This is a genomic window from Candidatus Nitrospira neomarina (genome assembly GCF_032051675.1).
Lineage (GTDB): Bacteria > Nitrospirota > Nitrospiria > Nitrospirales > UBA8639 > Nitrospira_E > Nitrospira_E neomarina.
On sequence record NZ_CP116968.1, the window covers coordinates 2,417,549 to 2,437,192 of the forward strand.

A 19,644-nucleotide genomic window follows, 5' to 3' on the forward strand; every position below is an offset into this window, starting at 1 on the left:
CTTTACAGGAGAGTAAGGGTTCGCTATTCTTGCCAAGGACTGAAGACACCTTCCCGATAACTGTTCAGGGAACTCTCCATCACACAAACGATCGTCATGGTGCAACCTCGGCCTTGGTAGCCCGGGCTTTGGTCCTCTGGCTAGAGCCACGGCTCCTCCTGGATCCTCCCCCTCACAAGGATAGCGGACTCCATCGGACGGCAATCCGTACATTTCGAATACGTGTAAATTTGCTTCCTGCGTGCTCCCTCGCGGGCGGAAATCACACGAAGGGAGAGGCTTGAATGGATACCCTGGAGAACCGACACGAGCAACTTGTTCAAGGGAAAAACACAATTATTAAACGGTATGTGAATAATGGAGAACACTATACGGCGGAACAATGGAAAAGCAGATTTTATGTGCAAGGATACGGAAAACGTATATGCATCTGATGAACCATATGGAGAGCGCTTTCGCATAGAAAGCACCACGATCACCAACTACTGAATATGAGGAACACCACGATGACCAAGTTAGCCAAGAGTCAGTATTTTAATCCCTGGCATCATGCCAGCCCCGGAGACAAATTACCCGAGTTCGTGAATGGAATCATTGAGATTCCCAAAGGCACGAGAGCAAAATATGAATTAGAGAAAGAGAGTGGCCTGCTGATACTGGACAGAGTGTTATACTCTTCCGTGTATTACCCCGCCAATTACGGATTCATTCCCCAAACGTACTGTGAAGATAAAGACCCCTTGGATATTTTGATTATTTCACAAATTGATGTGGTCCCGATGTGTATCGTGCCGGCCAAAGTCATCGGGGTCATGCGGATGCTTGATAACGGAGAAGCGGATGACAAACTCATCGCGGTTGCGGCAGGCGATCCCAGTGTCAGTCATATCAAGGACATTTCCGAATTGCCCCAACACTTTATTTCCGAAATGCGGCATTTCTTTGAAGAGTACAAGACTCTTGAACATAAAGCGGTGGTGGTGGAGGAGTTTTTAGAAAAAAAAGTGGCTCAAAACATTCTGAATCAGAGCCTTGCGATGTATAAAGATATGTTTTGAAACATAGAGTTACCAAATTGGCCCAAGGCCGACAGTCCGGGTGAGTCACAATGGATCTCCCCGGCCTTCGTCTCATGCGGGACGATTTTCAATCAGGATTGAACCGAAAAATCTGGTAACACATCACCCCTGAGTGCAAACCGGTTGCTCATGATGAGGATCTACCATTTTCCTATTCTCAAGCTGCAGGCTTAAGCAGGACCTTGACCCAGCCATTTTCCCCCGCATCAAAATGCCGATAGGCTTTGGGTCCATCCCGAAGTGGCAACTCGTGAGTGACGAGGAACGAGGGCTTTGCTTTGCCCACCTCAATAAGATTGCATAATCGCCGATTATATGCCTTAACGTTGGCCTGACCGGTTCCTATCCGCTGCCCCTTGGACAGGAAAAGACTCCAGTCGAATGCCGGCTGTCTTTTCTGAGCCAATGCTTCTGACAACTTCGGATCCTCAGGTTGGAACCCGCCCACCACACCTATTCGGCCTGTCGGGCGCACCGATCGTATAAGATTATTCATCGTGATATCGGCCTGTTCGTGATTTTGCGGATCGTACGCATGGTGTCCCAGGCATTCGCAGCCTGAATCCGCGCCCTCCCCGTCAGTCAGGTCCAGAATCTGATCAACCGGGGAAACTCTCGATTCATCGATGGGAATAGCACCGATTTTCTCTGCCAGTCGTAATCCATCGGGGTGACGGTCCACAATCATGACCTTACTGGCACTTTTGAGGATGGCCGAGTAAGCTGCCAGGAGCCCCACCGGTCCCGCACCATAGATGACGACCGAATCGCCCGGCTGGACACCGGCCATCTCAGTCGCATGATATCCGGTCGGAAAGATGTCCGACAGCAGCACGTAATCGGCTTCTTTCTCCTGCGCATCCTCAGGCAACCGCAAACAGTTAAAATCACCGTATGGCACACGCAGGTACTCCGCCTGGCCACCTGGATAAGGACCCATTCCCGCACAGCCATAGGCTCCGCCGGCCGTACCTGGGTTGACCGTCAGACAGAAGGCGGTCAACCCGCTTTCGCAGTTTTTGCAGAATCCGCAACTAATATTGAAGGGCAGACAGACACGGTCGCCAACCTGCACCTGTGCCACATGAGCGCCCACCTCAATCACTTCGCCAAGATTTTCGTGCCCGAATATTGTGCCCGGCTCAATGGGCATTCGTCCTTCATACATATGTAAATCAGAATCGCAGATATTGGTCGTGGTCATTTTCACCAACACATCCGTTGGTCGCTCGATCGTTGGATCAGGCACTTCTTCCAGACTCACATCATGGGGTCCGTGATAGACCAGTGCTTTCATGGCTTCGTTCCTCCTATGGTTATAGGTGAAACATCCAACATTCCTTGTTAAGCCCAAGCCACGGACCGGTTGTAAACCACATTTCCCCGGCAGGCTCAACCATGACTTCGGTAAGAATAAAGTAGCCTCTTATTAAAAAGGAAAATGACAGAAAATGGCACTGGGAAAAACCCTGGCTGACCCATTCTCAAGAGACTCCCCTTTGCCTTTCCCTGAAGTCTTCCACTTTTTAGATAAAATACAGAATGAAATGAATATTTTGGCCATTGCCCTCTGACAGACAGGACTGAGAAGGTTGGGAAAAACACCATGAAGGCCGTCCAGGCTCACGTGCCAGGGACCTAGTCTGATGACGGTTCCTGAGCTGAAATACTGTTTATATAGACAAGACTACGTTAGGAGGCATGAATGAAAGATCAACCATTTCTCACAGACGTCCAAACCTTACGCAAACGCGCAAGAGAACACATGGAAAAAGGAGCGGTGACGCCTGGTTACTCCGCCGACCGGGACACCGTGATAAAGCTACTCAATGAGGCCCTTGCAACTGAAATCGTCTGTGTCCTCCGATATAAGCGGCACTATTATATGGCCTCAGGCATTCATGCTCAGAGCGTGGCGGCGGAATTTCTTCAACATGCCAATGAAGAGCAAGGCCATGCCGATCAGCTGGCGGAGCGGATCGTCCAATTGGGCGGCGAACCGAATTTCTCTCCTGAGGGAATGCTTATGCGCAGTCATGCCGAATATGTGGAAGGCACTTCCCTGGTCGACATGATCAGGGAAGACCTGGTGGCGGAGCGCATTGCTATTGATAGCTATCGGGAAATGATCAACTATCTCGGCACCAAGGATTCGACATCCCGCCGCATGTTGGAGGGCATTTTGGCGGTCGAGGAAGAGCATGCTGATGACCTCGTCTCCCTTCTGGAGGAAATGGGCTCCTAACGATTAGCTATGAGAGAAGCAAAGAACCGGGACATATGGATCGTCATCCTTATGGGTGTCTCGGGTTCAGGAAAAACCACCATTGGTCAACTCCTGGCCAGAAATCTCGGTTGGTCTTTTTACGAAGGCGATGATTTCCATTCAGCGCGGAATGTGTCCAAATTGCAGGGTGGGATTCCGTTAAGTGAGGAAGATCGGCTTCCTTGGCTTTTTGCTATTCATCAACTGGTTCACGATCTGATAAGCCAATCACAGCGCGCCGTCATTACGTGTTCCGCTTTAAAACAGGCCTATCGGAAGTTAATCACTGAGGGACGCCCTCAAGTTTCATTGGTGTATTTGCGAGGCAATTATGCGTTGATCCACCCGCGCCTGCAGTCACGAACCGGCCACTTTATGAAAGCCGACCTGTTAGCCAGTCAGTTTACTGCACTTGAGGAACCTCACGATGTCCCCTTCATCGACGTTTCTCAACCGCCGGAAGTGATTGCGGAACAAATCAAAAGAATGCTGCATTTACAACCCGCATAACAGATCTGCGAGGTCATGATACGAACAGCTGTACATGATTTGGACATTGTTCCCGGAGGGAGAAGATTTATGATGAGGCATGAGGGAGGGCCCCTTCCTCTCACATTGATCAGAGAATCAGGGCATTCTGGGAGATTGGTCTTTTTCCTTTTTCCACTTATACCAGATGGTTTCATTGCTCCCATGCGGATAGATCATGCGTTTCAGCGCAATGTAGGGTCGCCAGAGAAAGCGGTGGTATCGTTTATTTAAATCCGATCGTTTCGCCAACTGCTGTTCGTTCTCTGATAATCTCTGCGGTTGGAACGTGTGTTTGTGTTTATACAGATGATAAATGTCCTCCCGAATCAAGCGTTGGAAAATCTTCTCAGTCAGCCCGCCCACCCAACCCTGCCGAACCGGGACAGTCAGGCAAATTTGGAAATCGATGAGAAAGGGCTTTCCCTCTGTGGAACAAATGATATTCCCCCGTTTATTCAGGTCCGCATAGAAAATGCGACGCCGGTGAACCGCCTGAAGAATGACCCGTAATTGATCGAAAAAATCCGGAGCCAGTGATGTGGCATACGTCGCCATCGCTGGATCTCCGACCACCACGTTAAATTGTTCCTGGATGCGTTTTTCTATTTCATGAAGCGTGTGTCCTTCAATAAACCGATGAAAATATCCTCGTCTCCCATATCGCGGTCCTAAGGCTGGAATGCCCGGGAGATCAGACACCATCTGATAAATGCGATATTCCCGCCTGGATATCCAACCCGTCAGGGGGCGAAACAGCCAGCCCAGGACAAAACGAAAGTCGCTGAGCTTAAGGACATATCGTTCGCCTTCCTGATTCCGATACAAAACATTCACGGAGAAAAAATCGTCCTTCAGTATCCGTTCATAGCCGTACTCGGCTCCATAAATTTCCACGACTGGGGGATAGGATCGTGTGATAGGCATGGTATGTTCAGCGCCTGTGCGCAACCGGCTCCCATGGTACACCATCTGAAAAAAAATTTCGCCCGGTTGTCTTCATAGATAAATGACCGCAAAACGGTTACCCCACCACAAGTACGGCTCACGTCTCAATACATGCACTCGCGTAATCCCGGGTATTCCAGCTCATTTTTTTCAGACATATCCTGGATTTTCTGATAAGGTAAACCAAAGAGACGTTCAGCAACCCGACTCTTTCGTATCACGAGACCGACTTGTTTTCAACAATGCCCTATCAGCCCATCGAAAATTACGGCCTGATCGGAAATATGCAGACGACCGCACTGGTCGGCATGAACGGGTCCATCGATTGGTTCTGCTATCCTTATTTCGACTCTCCCAGTGTGTTCTGCGCGATTCTGGATGATGCCAAAGGTGGCAGGTTTAAAATCGCTCCCGTTCCGGACGGGGTGAAGTCCAAACAATATTATTGGCCGGACACCAATGTCCTCGTGACCCGGTTTCATACTCCGGCAGGAGTAGGGCGGATGATCGACTTTATGCCGGTCGGGGTTCGCACGTCTGACTGCACCCGGGACGGGTTGATCCGCCGCGTGCAAGCCATTAGAAAATCGATGACCTTTCGTCTTGAATGCCGTCCGGCCTTCAACTATGGTCGAGATACCCATACACTCACGATCACCAAAGATGGAGCTCGCTTCCAATCCTCCCGCCTGACGCTTCGACTTGGATCCACGATTCCACTGATACAGGATGGCGACGGAATTTTCACCGAATTCACCCTTCAAGAAGGGGAAGAAATCGATTTTTGTCTTCAAGAGGTCGAATCGGGCCATACCCAAAGCACCTCATGTCCAGAAACACAAGCCGAAGAATTATTTAAGCACACGGTCGACTATTGGCGTCGATGGCTGTCGAAATGCACGTACACCGGTCGCTGGCGGGAAATGGTCCACCGCTCTGCGCTGGTTCTTAAACTGTTGACGTTCCAGCCAACCGGGGCCATTGTCGCCGCTCCAACCTGCAGTCTTCCTGAAGAGATCGGCGGGGTTCGGAATTGGGATTATCGTTATACCTGGATCCGGGACGCCGCCTTCACCTTGTATGGATTATTGCGTATCGGATTTACTGAAGAAGCTTCGGCCTTCATGCAGTGGCTGGAAGCCCGTTGTCATGAATTGAATCCTGACGGATCCTTACAACTGATGTATGCGATTGACGGGCACCACCAACTCACCGAAGAAACATTGGCTCATCTCGAGGGCTATCGGGGTTCACGACCGGTCCGAGTGGGAAATGGCGCCTATAATCAACTCCAACTCGATATTTACGGTGAATTAATGGATTCCGTGTACCTCTACAATAAGTACGGCACTCCTATTTCGTACGACCTGTGGAAACACCTTCGGCGCATGATCAATTGGGTCTGCGACAACTGGCAGCGCACCGACGAGGGCATATGGGAGGTGCGCGGGGGCCAGCAACATTTTGTCTATTCCAAATTGATGTGTTGGGTGGCCGTGGACCGTGGGCTGCGCCTGGCCGAAAAACGGTCCTTCCCGGCAGACCGCGAACAGTGGCTGAAGACCCGGGATAATATCTATGAAGAAATCATGTCCAAAGGATGGGATTCAGATCGACAAGCCTTTATCCAGCGATATGGAAGCTCTTCGCTGGATGCCGCAAATTTAGTGATGCCCCTGGTGTTTTTTGTCTCACCTACCGACCCCCGTATGCTCAAGACCCTGGATGCCATCAACCGGAAGCCGGAACAAGGAGGCCTGGTCTCCAACGGACTGGTCTATCGGTATAATTTATCCGAAATTCAGGACGGACTGGACGGAGAGGAAGGCACGTTCAATCTTTGTACGTTTTGGCTCGTAGAAGCCATGACCCGCGCCGGACAGGCGGATCGCAATCGCTTAGAAGAAGCCCGTCTTGTGTTTGAGCAAATGCTCGGATATGCCAACCACTTAGGGCTGTATGCCGAAGAAACCGGCCATCACGGTGAGGCCCTCGGCAATTTCCCGCAAGCCTTTACGCATCTCGCCCTCATCAGCGCCGCCTTCAATCTGGATCGGGCGTTAGGTAAGTAACCCGGAGCGCCTCTCTTTTCGACTCTCTGGTCTCCGGTTCTTCCTGTGAAATCCGGACGACCATTGCCGAACACCTCAACATGCTCCTACACTTTACGGATGCATGTGATCATTGGATGCGGGAATCTCTATCGAAAGGATGACGGGATAGGAGTCGTTGTGGCTCACCGACTCCAGTCATATTTTTCCCAACATCCTCAATCCGATCTTCAAATTATTGAGGCAGGCACCAATGGGATCGATGTGCTGTTTCAGGCTCAAGGGGCCGCCAAGCTGACTATGATCGATGCCTGCTCCAGCGACTCCGAACCGGGCACCATTTTTCACCTCTCCGGCCGTGACCTAATAAAACGGCCTCCACCAAATTTCAATCCGCATAATTTTCGCTGGGATCATGCCGTCCATGCCGGGCGGATCATCTTTCAAGATGCGTTCCCCCAAGATATCACCGTCTTTCTCATTGAAGTGTTCGATACCACCTTTGGAGCCAATCTGAGCCCGGGTGTCGCCGCTTCGGTTGAAAAGAATTGCGCCATGATCACCTCATTCATTCACGAATCATCCCCCACACCTTTGCCGACACCACAATCACAAACTCTTCTCTAACCGGCCTTACTCGGCTTGCTGTGAGAAATATGTTATATACTGCCAAGTGTCCTTCATGGGGCTTTTCCAATGTCTGAAACTTTTTCGAGATTTTCACCTCAGAACCAAAGCAATTCTCCAAACCACAGAAGCCCGTTTATGATTGATATGGAAACCATTAAACAATCTCCGGAAAAAGCCTTTGCATTTGACGGGTCATCTTACATGGACAATTCCCTACACGGTGTCAACATGGGAAACGCCACGGTTCGTTCCCTCAAGCTTTCCGTTCCAAGGGGAGAAGGGGTCGCAGCCCGGCACCCATGGATTCACCAACACCGACCGTCTTGCCCGGATTACAAAGGATTATGATGCTCAGTATTCTTGGATTAGGGTTTTTAATGGGTATGCGCCATGCTTGTGAAGCCGACCATGCTGCCGCCGTAGCCTCTTTAGCCACCCGAAGTGGATCGATCTCACAAACCGTCAAACAGGGGATGGTCTGGGGATTGGGGCACACACTGACGTTGTTGATCTTCAGTTCGCTGGTTTTGTTATTGGGCAGTATCATTCCCGAACGATTCGCTGCAGGATTGGAACTCATGGTGGGTTTGATGTTAATAGGTCTGGGACTCGACGTGTTCCGACGACTACTCAAAAACCGGATTCATTTTCATGTTCACCAACATCCGGATCGCCCTCCTCACTTTCATGCCCATGCCCATACCGAACCCACACACCCTGATAATACGTCCCATGATCATGCACATGGTTTTCCCTATCGTGCGTTGCTGATAGGCCTGATGCACGGGATGGCCGGATCAGCCGCGCTGATCCTCTTAACGCTGAACGCCACCCTGTCCATGAGCCAAGCCATCATGTATATCCTTCTGTTCGGGTTAGGATCGATACTCGGCATGGGCCTCCTGTCCGTGGTCATGGCTATTCCCTTTTGGTACTCAGCCCGATCCCTGACATGGCTCCATAACGGGCTTCAGGCTTGCGTGGCGGTGATGACCACCATTCTGGGGATCGCGATAGCATTTTCCTCAGGATCCGCGCTCTGGCATTAACGAATCTTATCTCAAGTCTTCACGCACCCCGCCTTCATCAACGCGACTTCACATCCTCCTCGGCTTTTTATGCCGATCGATTGTCATGATGTTCGGACCGGTCTTCTCGTCCGGCCCATCAATTGTCTTTTTACAGAAAAGGCCATAGGATAGGAGGCATCTCAAAATCTGCCTGGAAGGAATATGACAATGAGTCAATTGGTCCGCTTTGGAGTTTCCCTTGAAGAAACACTCCTTGCCGCTTTTGATCAACACATCAACCGGAAAGGATACCAGAATCGCTCTGAGGCGATTCGAGACCTCATCCGCAATCAGCTTGTGGGGGAAGAATGGGGCGGAAATAAAGAGACTGTCGGCACCATTACCCTCGTGTATGACCATCATCAATCAGATGTGCTGCAGCAATTAACTCACCATCAGCACGAATACGGGAAGCAAATCATTTCGAATCTGCATGTGCATTTGGATCACGACCATTGTCTGGAAGTCATTGTGGTCAGAGGGCGAAGTTCAGCCCTCGTCGATTTAGCCAATCTGTTGATTAAAACCAAAGGAGTCAAGCATGGACAACTCACGATGACGACCACGGGAAAAGCCGTGAAATAGGCCTCATTCCTCCTCTCAAGACTTTTCTGTCACACCGCATAGCTTCCTCTCCCCCCATGCCGTTTGCCGCGCGATTTTGGATTGACAATATGAGCGGACCTTGCTAAAAGTCGTGCTACTAATTTAACTTTCGTGTCACTAACCAGTTTCTCCTTCGCCCCCACACTCGTTTTTTCTTTACCAATTCCATGGGTAGGCGGTATCTTCACACGCTGGCGGTATGTTCACCGGCCTGTATTCTCTTCAGCCTCTTTTGGGCCGGTTCGGCATCAGGCCATGACCAGGAGGACGTCACGGTTTTAGAAGAGGTGCAGGTCGTTGGAGAACGCCCCATTGCGGCTTCTTCCAATCGAATCATTCTCAATGAGGATATCCTGCTTCAACCTCAAGGGCGGCCTGCGGACTTATTGCGGTTGGCTCCCGGCCTTATTACCTTGGAACATTCAGGCGGCGCCGGAAAGGCTGACCAGTTTCTCCTGCGCGGCTTTGACGCCGATCATGGCACAGACCTGGCCCTTCACGTGGATGGCATGCCGATCAACATGCGCAGCCATGCGCATGGGCAAGGATACGGGGACTTGAATTTCATTATCCCGGAAACCATTGAGGAAATTACCGTCAAAAAAGGACCCTACCATGTGGAGTATGGGGACTTTGCCACTGCCGGCGCTGCCAATTATGTCACCCGTGAGTCGGTTCCCCAAACCATGGTGCAATCCGCCGGAGGTAATTTCAATACCCAACGACATCTGTTCATGACCTCTCCCACTCACGATAGATTCCGCACCCTTTTTGCGGGAGAATTTTATTACACCGACGGCCCCTATGATTTTGTCAATCGCAATACCCGATACAACGGGCTGGCGAAACTGACGTTTGATCCCTCAGCCACATCCCAACTCAGTGTGACGCTTTCCCAATATTATGGACGATGGAACGGGTCAGGCCAGATTCCTTTACGGGACGTAAGGTCCGGAGGGGTGGACCGCTTTGGTTCCCTTGACCCTTCAGAAGGCGGCAAATCGTTACGGAGCACCGGTCGATTGGATTACCATTACGATCTACCCGGCGGGGGGACGGTATTCGCCAATCTGTGGGCTCAATATTATTACCTGTCCCTGTTCAGCAACTTCACGTTTTATCTTCATGATCCGGTCAATGGTGACGGGATTGAACAGACCGACCGACGATGGTTGACCGGAAGTGATATCGGTTATCGGCAGATTTTTCGCCTGCTCGATTATGAAGGCACCATGACGGCAGGACTTCAGACACGCTTTGATCAAATCCAGGTGCGTTTGGGCACGCAACAGAAACGCTCGTCCCTGGCGATCACACAGGAATCAGACATTTTCGAGGCCTCTTATTCTCCCTATCTGAGGTTGGATCTTCAATTTCTTCCCTGGATGCGATTTGTAGGAGGCGGCCGTGTTGATGTCTTCACGTATCATGTGAAAGATCGTTGCGGGGCAGATTGCTCAGAAAGACCAAACGGGACAGCCTCAAATGCCATCGCCAGCGGAAAAGCCAATCTCATTGTTGGTCCCTGGTACCAGACGGAATTTTTCTTAAATGTGGGAACCGGTTTTCACAGCAATGATGCGCGGGAGGCCGTGGAAAATCCATCGACTAACAGCTTAACCCGAGCTATTGGCTATGAAATCGGGATCAGGAGCCGCCCATGGAACTGGTCCGAATTTCTGGCCACATTTTGGCTGTTGGATCTGGAATCTGAATTGGTATTCGTGGGGGATGAAGGGACCACGGAACCGCGAGGAAAGACGCGTCGCCTGGGAACAGAATTCAGCTCTCGAATCACCCCGATGGATTGGCTCACCATTCGAGGAGATATCACGTATACCCATGCCGAGTTTCGAAAAACGGGGGATGCCGTCCCTTTGGCGCCGCAGTTCACCGCGTTTTCATCCGTCACAGCCCGCTTCCCGATTGGACTATCGGGAACGTTGCAAATGTTGACGGTGGGAAGCCGTGCCGGCACGGAAGATGACAGCGTGAAACTGGAACCATTTACGATTTTCGATCTGGTTCTTCGCTACAAAATCCCTCTTGCGCCACCAACCGGACGACTGGAGGCATTTTTTAGCATCCGCAATTTGACCGATACCGATTGGCGTCAGGCCCAATTTTATTATGAGTCCCGTCTTCCCGGAGAACCCGCCGGAGGTGTTGCCGATATTCACTTTGTCCCCGGCACTCCACGGATGTTCATGGGTGGGATAACGTGGTTTTTCCCCGCATAACGGCAGGTCAACGATCGCCTTCGACAGATTTGCAAGAGGCTCCTCTGCAAACAGTTTTAGGGTCTGTTGAAAAAAGCCGCCACCGGCGTTCTCGCCATTTTTCCGTGCTCACGTACTACGCGTACGCTCCGCGCGTAAAAACGGCTGCGGCCTTGCTGGACGGACTTTTTTGAACCGACCCGGAGCCTTTGATGAGAAATCTAATCCTGGGCAAATTTGTCCGTGAAAATCTTTATTATTCAACACTCCCTTTTACGATAGACTCACCCCTCCTCCATGACATGAAACAGGGCTTTCCAGAATGCCATCGGCAACCCCGGAAAGCCCTATAAAGTTTCAGAAATGGAAGCGCCTATTTTTCGTGCATGTGTTGGGCCAGATAATTTTCTACACCCACCTGCTTGATTGTTTCCATTTGCGTTTCGATCCAATCGATATGTTCTTCTTCACTTTTAATAATACTTTCCAACTTGGCGCGAGTGGTGAAATCGCCCACTGTGGCACAATGGCCGATGGCCTCGGTGAGAAGGACCACCGCTTCGCGTTCAAGAGCCAAATCTGACTTAAATTGCTCAGGAACCGTCTCCCCAATTTTAAGCGTACCCAATTTTTGCAAATTGGGAACACCTTCCAAATAGAGAATATGCTCAATCAGTTCTTCTGCATGTTTCATTTCATCAATCGAATGTTTCCTGATTTCATTATGCAATTGTTCATATCCCCAATTTCCACACATTTCGCCATGCAGAAAATATTGATTAATCGCAGTGAGTTCATTCGTCAGAATTTTATTGAGAAAATCGATCACACCCTTTTTTGCCTTCATGGAAGTTCTCCTTTTTTAAAAATTGTCTCAAACGTGAGAAATTGCGTGTTCTTGTTCAATTACTTTAAATATTTTATCGGTCCAGCTTCGGCCTGGTCAATGTTTTTATTTAGGGAAAATTAATTAATATTGAATTCCTTTCTCAACTTCGTTGATCTATATTTTCAAGTTCAACTATTTCCGTTATTCCCGAGCTGGAGAATATGAAGTTCGTCCTCCGTCACCCAATGCTTATTCCACCCTCACGGCAGTCCCGCTGACACTCACCATGAGCATGCTCCCGGTTTCTCCCATGACTTCGTAATCCAAATCAATGCCGACAATGGCATTGGCTCCCACCCTTAAGGCTTCTTCCTGAATTTCCTGGAAGGCGATTTCACGCGCGCGTCGCAATTCCTTTTCGTAGGCCCCTGATCGGCCGCCAACAATATCACGAATATTGGCAAAAAAATCTCTAAAAAAATTCGTGCCCAAAATGGCTTCCCCTGCCACCACACCTAAATATTCTTTAATCCGTTGGCCTTCAACATTGGGCGTCGTTGTCAGAATCATGTCTTCTCCCTCCTTTTACCTGAGTAGCAAATGCTTCAGATACTCTGTCAATTGATATCCATGCTATTCAACGTGGGTGTTCCCCATTATAATTTTTCCACAAACAATTCGTGCATGTCAGTTATGGGAGCGTGAGAAAGAGTCGAATGAATACAGGGAGAAAAATTTATCTCTGAAATCAGGATTTTTTTCGGAACATCTTTTTTGTGACCCAATTCTCCGCAACATCTCTATTGTGACCCAACCCGTGGTAGGAGTTTCATCGGTCACTACTATGCCCACCAAATAAGCAATCTGCTTAACGCATTCTCTCCCTTGGCGTTCAATCGGATCCTCACGATTTATCCACATACTTGTGCCCATTTTTTCTGGATTACTTATTTTCAATTCTCCTTATGATTCTTTCAATTTATCCTTGCAATTTTTGAAAAATTCAGAAACACGGTCACCGCGTGGTTTTTCACAGAGTGATTTCATTTGACTTCATTCGAGGTGCTCATTAGAATTTTTACGGAAGGACCATATGAGTGCCGGCACAATTCGTTCATCTTCATCTTCACACCCAGTATAGTCTCCTCGACGGGGCCAACCAACTCACACCCCTGTTCCAACAGGTGAAGAATTTTGGTATGCCCGCCGTCGCCATGACCGACCATGGCAATCTCTTCGGCGCCATTGATTTTTATCAAAAAGCCAAAGCGCATGATGTCAAGCCGATTATCGGGTGTGAAGCCTATATGGCTCCCGGCCACCGCACGCAGCGGGCAGGACACCTTGCGCATAACGAATATTTCCATCTGATTCTTCTTGCCACGAATCAAGTCGGCTATCACAACCTCATTAAACTCTCCAGCAAGGCCTATCTTGAAGGCTTTTATTACAAGCCTCGCATGGACAAGGAATTATTACAGGAACATCAGGAAGGTCTAATTGCCCTGTCAGGTTGTTTGAGCGGAGAGGTGCCACAGCTCATTAACCACCAGGATATGGAAGGGGCGCTGCGGGTGGCAGATGAGTATCGGTCAATCTTTGGAAAGGACCGCTATTACCTGGAAGTTCAGGCTAACGGGTTGGATCATCAACTTGTTGCGAATCGAGGGTTACTGGAGATTCATGAAAAGCTTGGCATTCCGCTGGTCGGCACCAACGATTGCCATTATCTCAATAAACGAGATGCGCGTCCCCATGAAATCATGTTGTGCCTTCAAACGGGAAAAACGCTTAAAGATCCCAACCGGATGAAATTTGATACCGATCAGTTATATGTGAAATCCACTGAAGAAATGATCGCGGAATTTGCGGAATTTAACCGCGCGGTCTTAAATACTACTCAGGTGGCCGAACAGTGCGATCTTCAATTGGAGTTCGGAACCTCCTATCTGCCGGATTATCACGTTCCTGAAGGACAGACTCATAACTCCTACCTTAAGCACCTTGCGGAAGAAGGCCTTCGAAGCCGTTTACGAGAACGCCCAACGGGCATTCCATCCGAAGCCTATCAACAGCGACTTCACACTGAACTCGCTGTGCTGAATGCCATGGGGTATGCCGGATATTTTTTGGTTGTGTGGGATATCATCAATTTCGCCAGGTCCCGCAACATTCCGGTCGGCCCCGGGCGAGGATCGGCCGCCGGAAGCCTTGTGGCGTACGCCCTGCGAATTACGGACCTCGATCCCCTCACCTACAACCTGCTCTTTGAACGCTTCCTCAACCCCGAACGTGTCACCATGCCGGATATCGACATGGACTTTTGCATGGACCGCCGTGGCGAAGTGATCAACTATGTCATTGAGAAATACGGAGAGGCGCATGTATGCCAGATCATTACCTTTGGCACACTAGGGGCCAAAGCGGCCATCCGGGATGTGGGGAGAGTGATGGACTTTCCCTATGCCGAAGTTGACCGGGTCGCGAAGTTGGTTCCCACCCAACTCAACATCACTCTCCAGGATGCCCTGAAACAGGAACCACGCCTGCAGGAACTTGTCGATCAAGATGCCAAAATGAAGGAACTCATGGATACGGCCATGGCCCTGGAAGGCCTGGCGCGACATGCCTCGACTCATGCGGCAGGCGTGGTCATTTCACAAAAACCCCTCATGGATCATGTGCCCCTCTACAAAACAAGTAACGACGAAATCGTGACCCAATACACGATGACCGATCTGGAAAAAGTCGGGTTGGTGAAATTCGATTTTCTGGGGCTCAAAACCCTGACCATGATTCATGACGCAGTTCGGATGGTCAATGCTCAACATCCTGATGAGCCGCCATTGGACATCAACAATCTGCCCTTGGATGATCTCCAGACGTTTGAGCTGCTCAGCTCTGGAAAAACTTCAGGGATTTTCCAACTGGAAAGTTCCGGCATGCGAAACCTGTTGGTTAAAATCAAGCCGGAAACGTTTGAAGATCTGATCGCTATCCTCGCGCTCTATCGTCCCGGCCCCTTAGAAAGCGGCATGGTGGATGATTTTATTAAACGAAAACGCGACGCCTCCCAAATTGTCTATGACCCTCCGCAATTGGAACCCATTCTCAAAGAAACTTATGGGGTGATCGTCTACCAGGAACAGGTCATGGCCGTCGCCAACCAGTTGGCAGGATTTTCATTGGGACAAGCCGATTTACTTCGGCGGGCGATGGGCAAGAAAAAACATGAGGAAATGGCCAAACAAAAAGAATTGTTTGTCTCGGGCGCCAAAGGGAAGGGAATTTCGGAAAAACTCTCCGAAAAATTATTTGACCAAATGGCCTTTTTCGCAGGCTACGGATTTAACAAGTCTCACTCCGCTGCCTATGCGGTCGTGACATACCAAACGGCTTACCTGAAAGCCCATTTTCCCACTGAATTTATGGCCGCTCTGCTGACATCTGAAATGGGAAATACCGACAAAATGGTCGGCTATTTTACCGAATGCCGTGAATTGGGGGTACACATTCTGCCCCCCGATGCCAACCAAAGCTTAAAAAACTTCAGTGTCGTGCCTGAGGGTATCCGGTTCGGGTTAGTGGCAATCAAGAACGTCGGTGGAAACGCCGTGGACGTGATTTTAGAATCACGAGACAGGGAAGGCCCGTTTTCATCCTTTATTGATTTTTGTTGCCGCATGGATTCGCAAAAGGTCAACAAACGGGTGCTGGAAGGACTCATCAAGGTCGGAGCCTTTGATTCCATGGGTTTCACGCGCGCCAGCATGTTTAAGGTCCTGGATGAAGCCTTGGAGCATGCCTCGACGGTCCAACGCAACAAACGGGAAGGGCAAACCAGTTTGTTTGAAATACTGGCTCCGGAGCCGGCAGCCCCCAAGCAGGAAGGTTTTGGTTTCGCCATTCCACAGATTCCCGAGTGGTCGCAGAATGACTTACTTAAATATGAACGGGAGCTGACCGGCTTTTATATCACCGCGCATCCTCTCAACCGTCACAGCGTTGGTATCACTCATTTTTCTACCTGCTCCACCCAGACCATTCGCGACGTCGGCGACGGCCGAGAGGTCAAAGTTTGCGGCGTCATTTCCAGTCTCAAAATTACAACGACGAAAAAAGGCCATAGGATGGCTTATGCCCAATTGGAAGATTTGCACGGAACCGTTGAAGCGATTATTTTCCCTGAGACCTTTAAGCAACACGAAGAATTATTGGGGCCGGAATCGGTGGTTCGAATTACCGGGACCGTCGATCTCATGGATAATGGCGCCCGAATCAAAGCCACCAAAGTCGAATCGCTCTCTCAATTAGAAAATGAAACGGTGAAGCACGTGACCCTTAAGGTCCACGAACAGGACGTTACCCCCCACAATCTGCTAGACTTAAAGGAAATATTCGAACGCCACCGCGGTCCGACCCCTATTTCGTTGGCGTTTCACTTGCATCCTAACTTGACGGCCAGCATGTCAGGATTATCGGACATTGGCATTTCTCCGTCCCCGGAGTTTTTAGAAGAAGTGGAACATCTCCTCGGCACATCCACGGTCACCTTCCAATAATTTCTCTCTACCAAGGAGCTTGTCCGTGCGTGAATACCTGGACTTTGAAAAACCCCTGAAGGAACTTGAAGAACGCATCGCCAAGTTAGTGAAATCAAAATCCAAAAAGGTCTCGGTTCAGGAGGCCATCGTCAAATCGACGGAACAACTGGCAAACCTTGAACGTGAGATCTATGCCAATCTTTCCCCATGGCAACATAGCCAAATCGCCAGGCACCCACAGCGCCCTTCGATTTCTGATTACCTGGAGCACATGACCAATGGTTTTATGGAACTCCATGGTGACCGCCTGTTCGGCGACGACCGGGCGATCATTGGGGGGTTTGCCACATGGAAGGGTCGCTCCATCATGGCCATCGGTCATGAAAAAGGAAAGACCTTAAAAGAACGCATGCGCCGAAATTTTGGTATGGCTAAACCAGAGGGCTATCGAAAAGCCTTGCGTCTCATGAAATTAGCGGAACGCTTCAATCGACCAATCATTACCTTTATCGATACGCCAGGAGCATACCCCGGCGTCGATGCGGAGCAGCGCGGCCAAGCCGAGGCCATTGCCAGAAATTTACTTGAAATGTCCAGATTGCAAGTGCCGATTCTTGCCGTGGTCACAGGAGAAGGCGGCAGTGGCGGCGCGTTGGCCTTAGGTGTGGCAGATCGGGTTCTGATGCTCGAACATGCCATTTATTCGGTCATTTCCCCGGAAGGCTGCGCCGCTATTTTGTGGGGAGACGCCTCAAAATCCGCCGATGCCGCGACGGCCTTACGAATGACGGGACCGGAGTTGCGCAAACTCAATATCATCGAAGAGGTGATACCTGAACCCATGGGAGGAGCCCATCGCGATGCGAAACTCATGGCCGACCGGGTCTCCGAGGCACTCGACACCCATTTCTTGCAATTACAGAAAATGTCGCCCGCAGCACTCCGAAAACAGCGAGAGGCGAAATTCCGGAGTCTGGGTGCCTTTGGCTCTTCTCCGGCCACGCCCAAACAGGTGAAAATGGTCAACTCATGACGCGCTGGAAGTCCGTCACCGGGTTTACGCGACCACGACCCCACAGGATAATTTCCTTTTGAGTTGTTCGCCCGTTCTCCAGGCGGTTGTTCATTCCCCCCCCATTAGGTATCACGAGGTTCACGTTTCGCAGTCCTATTATTTTTGTGCTCAAGGCAACTGCCACTATTTATTGCGGACCAGAGCCCACAGGATGATCCTTCTCTGAGCAGGAAGGACCTCCATCTATCAAAGAGAGTCGGCCCAAAAAATCTTCGACTGTGAGGATAGAGAATTAGTTTGAAGATGCTGGAGGATTCAAATTATCTGGAGGAGGTTCCCACTGTTCTAACCGCTCGACCAAAGGACGGGCTTCCGGAGTCGATTCGCGCGTCGGCTCACTTGGTGGATGATCCCAGGTCAACTCAACAAAACCATGCTCCTCGAAGGTCTGTCGGATCACATGGACCAAGGCCTCCAGCGTGACTTCATCACTCATGGTCAAATCCAGGACCCGCTCTGGCGTCTTCACAGGCGGAGGGCTTTCATGCATCAATGCCCAACACCGATTGAAGACCGTCTCTCTCACAGAATGCGGGGCATTCATCGTTTCGAGATCTGCCGTACATAATGCCAATACCATGAGGACAAATTGGATATCGGGCAATTCAGGATTCATGAGATCTAATCGTTGCATAATGCCCATGCTACCTCTGATCCCACTTGGCTGACAAGCATATGACCCATCACCACGACCAAGAAGCCTTTGCCAAATTAGTGGACCGTATCGGGCCTGACCATGCAGGCCAACGCATGGAAATGCAGGCCCACTATTCGGCCCTCCTGTTAAAAGGTTATCACCTTCACATTCACATGGAGGAATTTCCAGCCATTGCCTGGCTCATCAAAACACTCTTAAAAACGACCGGCCTTTGGCCGCTGGCCGTCAAGAATACCTCCCAATATCGAATTGTCGAACACACGGTCCCGATTCCGCACCTGCCCGAGTCCTTTGATGGATTTCGAATTCTGCATTTGTCGGATCTTCATATCGAAGGGATGATCGATAAAGGCCAAGCGCTTCAGACCGCTCTGTCCACCTTGCGATACGACCTGTGCGTCATGACGGGCGATTTTCGCTTTCTCACGTATGGCCATTATGACAAGACACTGACACTCATGGAGTCATTGGTCAGCACGATCCATGCTCCCTATGGCGTCACGGGCATTTTGGGGAATCACGATTGGTTGGAAATGGTGCCCGGACTTGAGCGGTGTGGAATCCGCATGCTCCTCAATGAAGCTCAATCCCTGGAAAAGGGATCGGATGCGATTTGGCTCCTCGGATTAGATGATGTCCATTATTACGAAACCGGTGACCTGGAGAAAGCCATACGCCTCGCGCCCACCGACGCCGTACGAATTCTCTTGGTCCATTCCCCGGAGATTATTCCTGAGGCCTCGATTGCCGGAATGGATCTGTACCTCTGCGGCCACTCACACGGAGGCCAAATCTGTCTTCCAGGAAGCCAACCCATCATTACCCATTGCCGCTGCCCCAGAGCCTACAAGGCAGGCCCCTGGGAATATCAATCCATGCGCGGGTACACCTCTCGAGGAGTCGGCACCTCCCTGTTTCCCATCCGGCTGTTCTGCTTTCCGGAAATCATCATCCATACGCTCACACGAGCCCCTAAATCTTGAGCGTCGCCTGTCCCCAACTCACAAAGAGGCTCCTCGACATCCCGGGAAATTTCACTACAGATCAAGATGGACAGCCCATATACATTCCTAAGAGTATGACCCCTTTAAAGCCAGATTTCCACCGGCCATCAATGCATGCACGGGCGGGCGGAAGCCTT

General features: G+C 50.3%; 16 protein-coding genes. 11 read left to right on the forward strand and 5 right to left on the reverse strand.

Going from position 1 to position 19,644, the window contains the following annotated elements; genetic code table 11:
* Window positions 1-506 precede the first annotated feature (506 nt).
* On the forward strand, window positions 507-1,058 hold the full coding sequence (locus PQG83_RS10470; RefSeq protein WP_312740639.1) for an inorganic diphosphatase: 552 nt from the start codon (window positions 507-509) through the stop codon (window positions 1,056-1,058).
* 178 nt (window positions 1,059-1,236) lie between these two features.
* Here the strand turns inward: PQG83_RS10470 and PQG83_RS10475 are convergent, their stop codons facing one another.
* A complete protein-coding gene (locus PQG83_RS10475) occupies window positions 1,237-2,376 on the reverse strand; it encodes a glutathione-independent formaldehyde dehydrogenase (protein WP_312740641.1) in 1,140 nt (379 codons plus the stop codon).
* Between the two features lie 408 nt (window positions 2,377-2,784).
* Between PQG83_RS10475 and PQG83_RS10480 the strand changes: the two genes are divergently transcribed.
* Together PQG83_RS10480 and PQG83_RS10485 are read left to right on the forward strand one after the other, a co-directional pair.
* Window positions 2,785-3,324: a ferritin-like domain-containing protein gene (locus tag PQG83_RS10480; protein WP_312740643.1), complete on the forward strand. Its 540-nt coding sequence runs from the start codon at window positions 2,785-2,787 to the stop codon at window positions 3,322-3,324.
* A gap of 9 nt (window positions 3,325-3,333) precedes the next feature.
* Window positions 3,334-3,855 (forward strand): gluconokinase, encoded by a 522-nt coding sequence (locus PQG83_RS10485; RefSeq protein ID WP_312740645.1) that lies wholly within the window; start codon window positions 3,334-3,336, stop codon window positions 3,853-3,855.
* 117 nt (window positions 3,856-3,972) lie between these two features.
* On the opposite strand, the gene PQG83_RS10490 is transcribed toward PQG83_RS10485, so the two are convergent.
* A complete protein-coding gene (locus PQG83_RS10490) occupies window positions 3,973-4,800 on the reverse strand; it encodes a protein kinase family protein (protein WP_312740647.1) in 828 nt (275 codons plus the stop codon).
* Between the two features lie 263 nt (window positions 4,801-5,063).
* Here PQG83_RS10490 and PQG83_RS10495 point away from each other — a divergent pair, with 263 nt between their 5' ends.
* From PQG83_RS10495 to PQG83_RS10515, 5 genes are all read left to right on the forward strand, one after another.
* Window positions 5,064-6,893: a glycoside hydrolase family 15 protein gene (locus tag PQG83_RS10495; RefSeq protein WP_376753592.1), complete on the forward strand. Its 1,830-nt coding sequence runs from the start codon at window positions 5,064-5,066 to the stop codon at window positions 6,891-6,893.
* A 99-nt stretch (window positions 6,894-6,992) separates the two neighbouring features.
* Complete coding sequence (locus tag PQG83_RS10500) at window positions 6,993-7,499, forward strand: hydrogenase maturation protease (protein WP_312749126.1); 507 nt, start codon at window positions 6,993-6,995, stop codon at window positions 7,497-7,499.
* A 347-nt stretch (window positions 7,500-7,846) separates the two neighbouring features.
* On the forward strand, window positions 7,847-8,551 hold the full coding sequence (locus PQG83_RS10505) for a hypothetical protein (RefSeq protein ID WP_312740651.1): 705 nt from the start codon (window positions 7,847-7,849) through the stop codon (window positions 8,549-8,551).
* Window positions 8,552-8,740: 189 nt separating this feature from the next.
* Window positions 8,741-9,157 carry a nickel-responsive transcriptional regulator NikR gene (gene nikR, locus PQG83_RS10510; RefSeq protein ID WP_312740652.1) on the forward strand — a complete coding sequence of 139 codons (417 nt, stop codon included), beginning with the start codon at window positions 8,741-8,743 and terminating at the stop codon, window positions 9,155-9,157.
* Window positions 9,158-9,345: 188 nt separating this feature from the next.
* On the forward strand, window positions 9,346-11,418 hold the full coding sequence (locus tag PQG83_RS10515; protein WP_312740653.1) for a TonB-dependent receptor: 2,073 nt from the start codon (window positions 9,346-9,348) through the stop codon (window positions 11,416-11,418).
* 352 nt (window positions 11,419-11,770) lie between these two features.
* On the opposite strand, the gene bfr is transcribed toward PQG83_RS10515, so the two are convergent.
* Both bfr and PQG83_RS10525 read right to left on the reverse strand, forming a co-directional pair.
* Window positions 11,771-12,244, reverse strand: a complete 474-nt coding sequence (gene bfr, locus PQG83_RS10520) for a bacterioferritin (RefSeq protein ID WP_312740654.1) — start codon at window positions 12,242-12,244, stop codon at window positions 11,771-11,773.
* A 231-nt stretch (window positions 12,245-12,475) separates the two neighbouring features.
* Window positions 12,476-12,796, reverse strand: a complete 321-nt coding sequence (locus tag PQG83_RS10525) for a heavy metal-binding domain-containing protein (RefSeq protein WP_312740655.1) — start codon at window positions 12,794-12,796, stop codon at window positions 12,476-12,478.
* Between the two features lie 527 nt (window positions 12,797-13,323).
* Here PQG83_RS10525 and dnaE point away from each other — a divergent pair.
* Complete coding sequence (gene dnaE, locus PQG83_RS10530; protein WP_312740656.1) at window positions 13,324-16,788, forward strand: DNA polymerase III subunit alpha; 3,465 nt, start codon at window positions 13,324-13,326, stop codon at window positions 16,786-16,788.
* Between the two features lie 19 nt (window positions 16,789-16,807).
* Window positions 16,808-17,803, forward strand: a complete 996-nt coding sequence (locus PQG83_RS10535) for an acetyl-CoA carboxylase carboxyltransferase subunit alpha (RefSeq protein WP_376753521.1) — start codon at window positions 16,808-16,810, stop codon at window positions 17,801-17,803.
* A gap of 274 nt (window positions 17,804-18,077) precedes the next feature.
* Here PQG83_RS10535 and PQG83_RS10540 read toward each other — a convergent pair whose 3' ends face one another.
* Entirely contained in the window at window positions 18,078-18,479 is a 402-nt protein-coding gene (locus PQG83_RS10540; protein WP_312740660.1) for a hypothetical protein, read from the reverse strand.
* Window positions 18,480-18,520: 41 nt separating this feature from the next.
* Between PQG83_RS10540 and PQG83_RS10545 the strand changes: the two genes are divergently transcribed.
* Window positions 18,521-19,486, forward strand: coding sequence for a metallophosphoesterase (locus PQG83_RS10545; RefSeq protein ID WP_312740662.1), 966 nt, complete (start codon window positions 18,521-18,523; stop codon window positions 19,484-19,486).
* Window positions 19,487-19,644 lie beyond the last annotated feature (158 nt).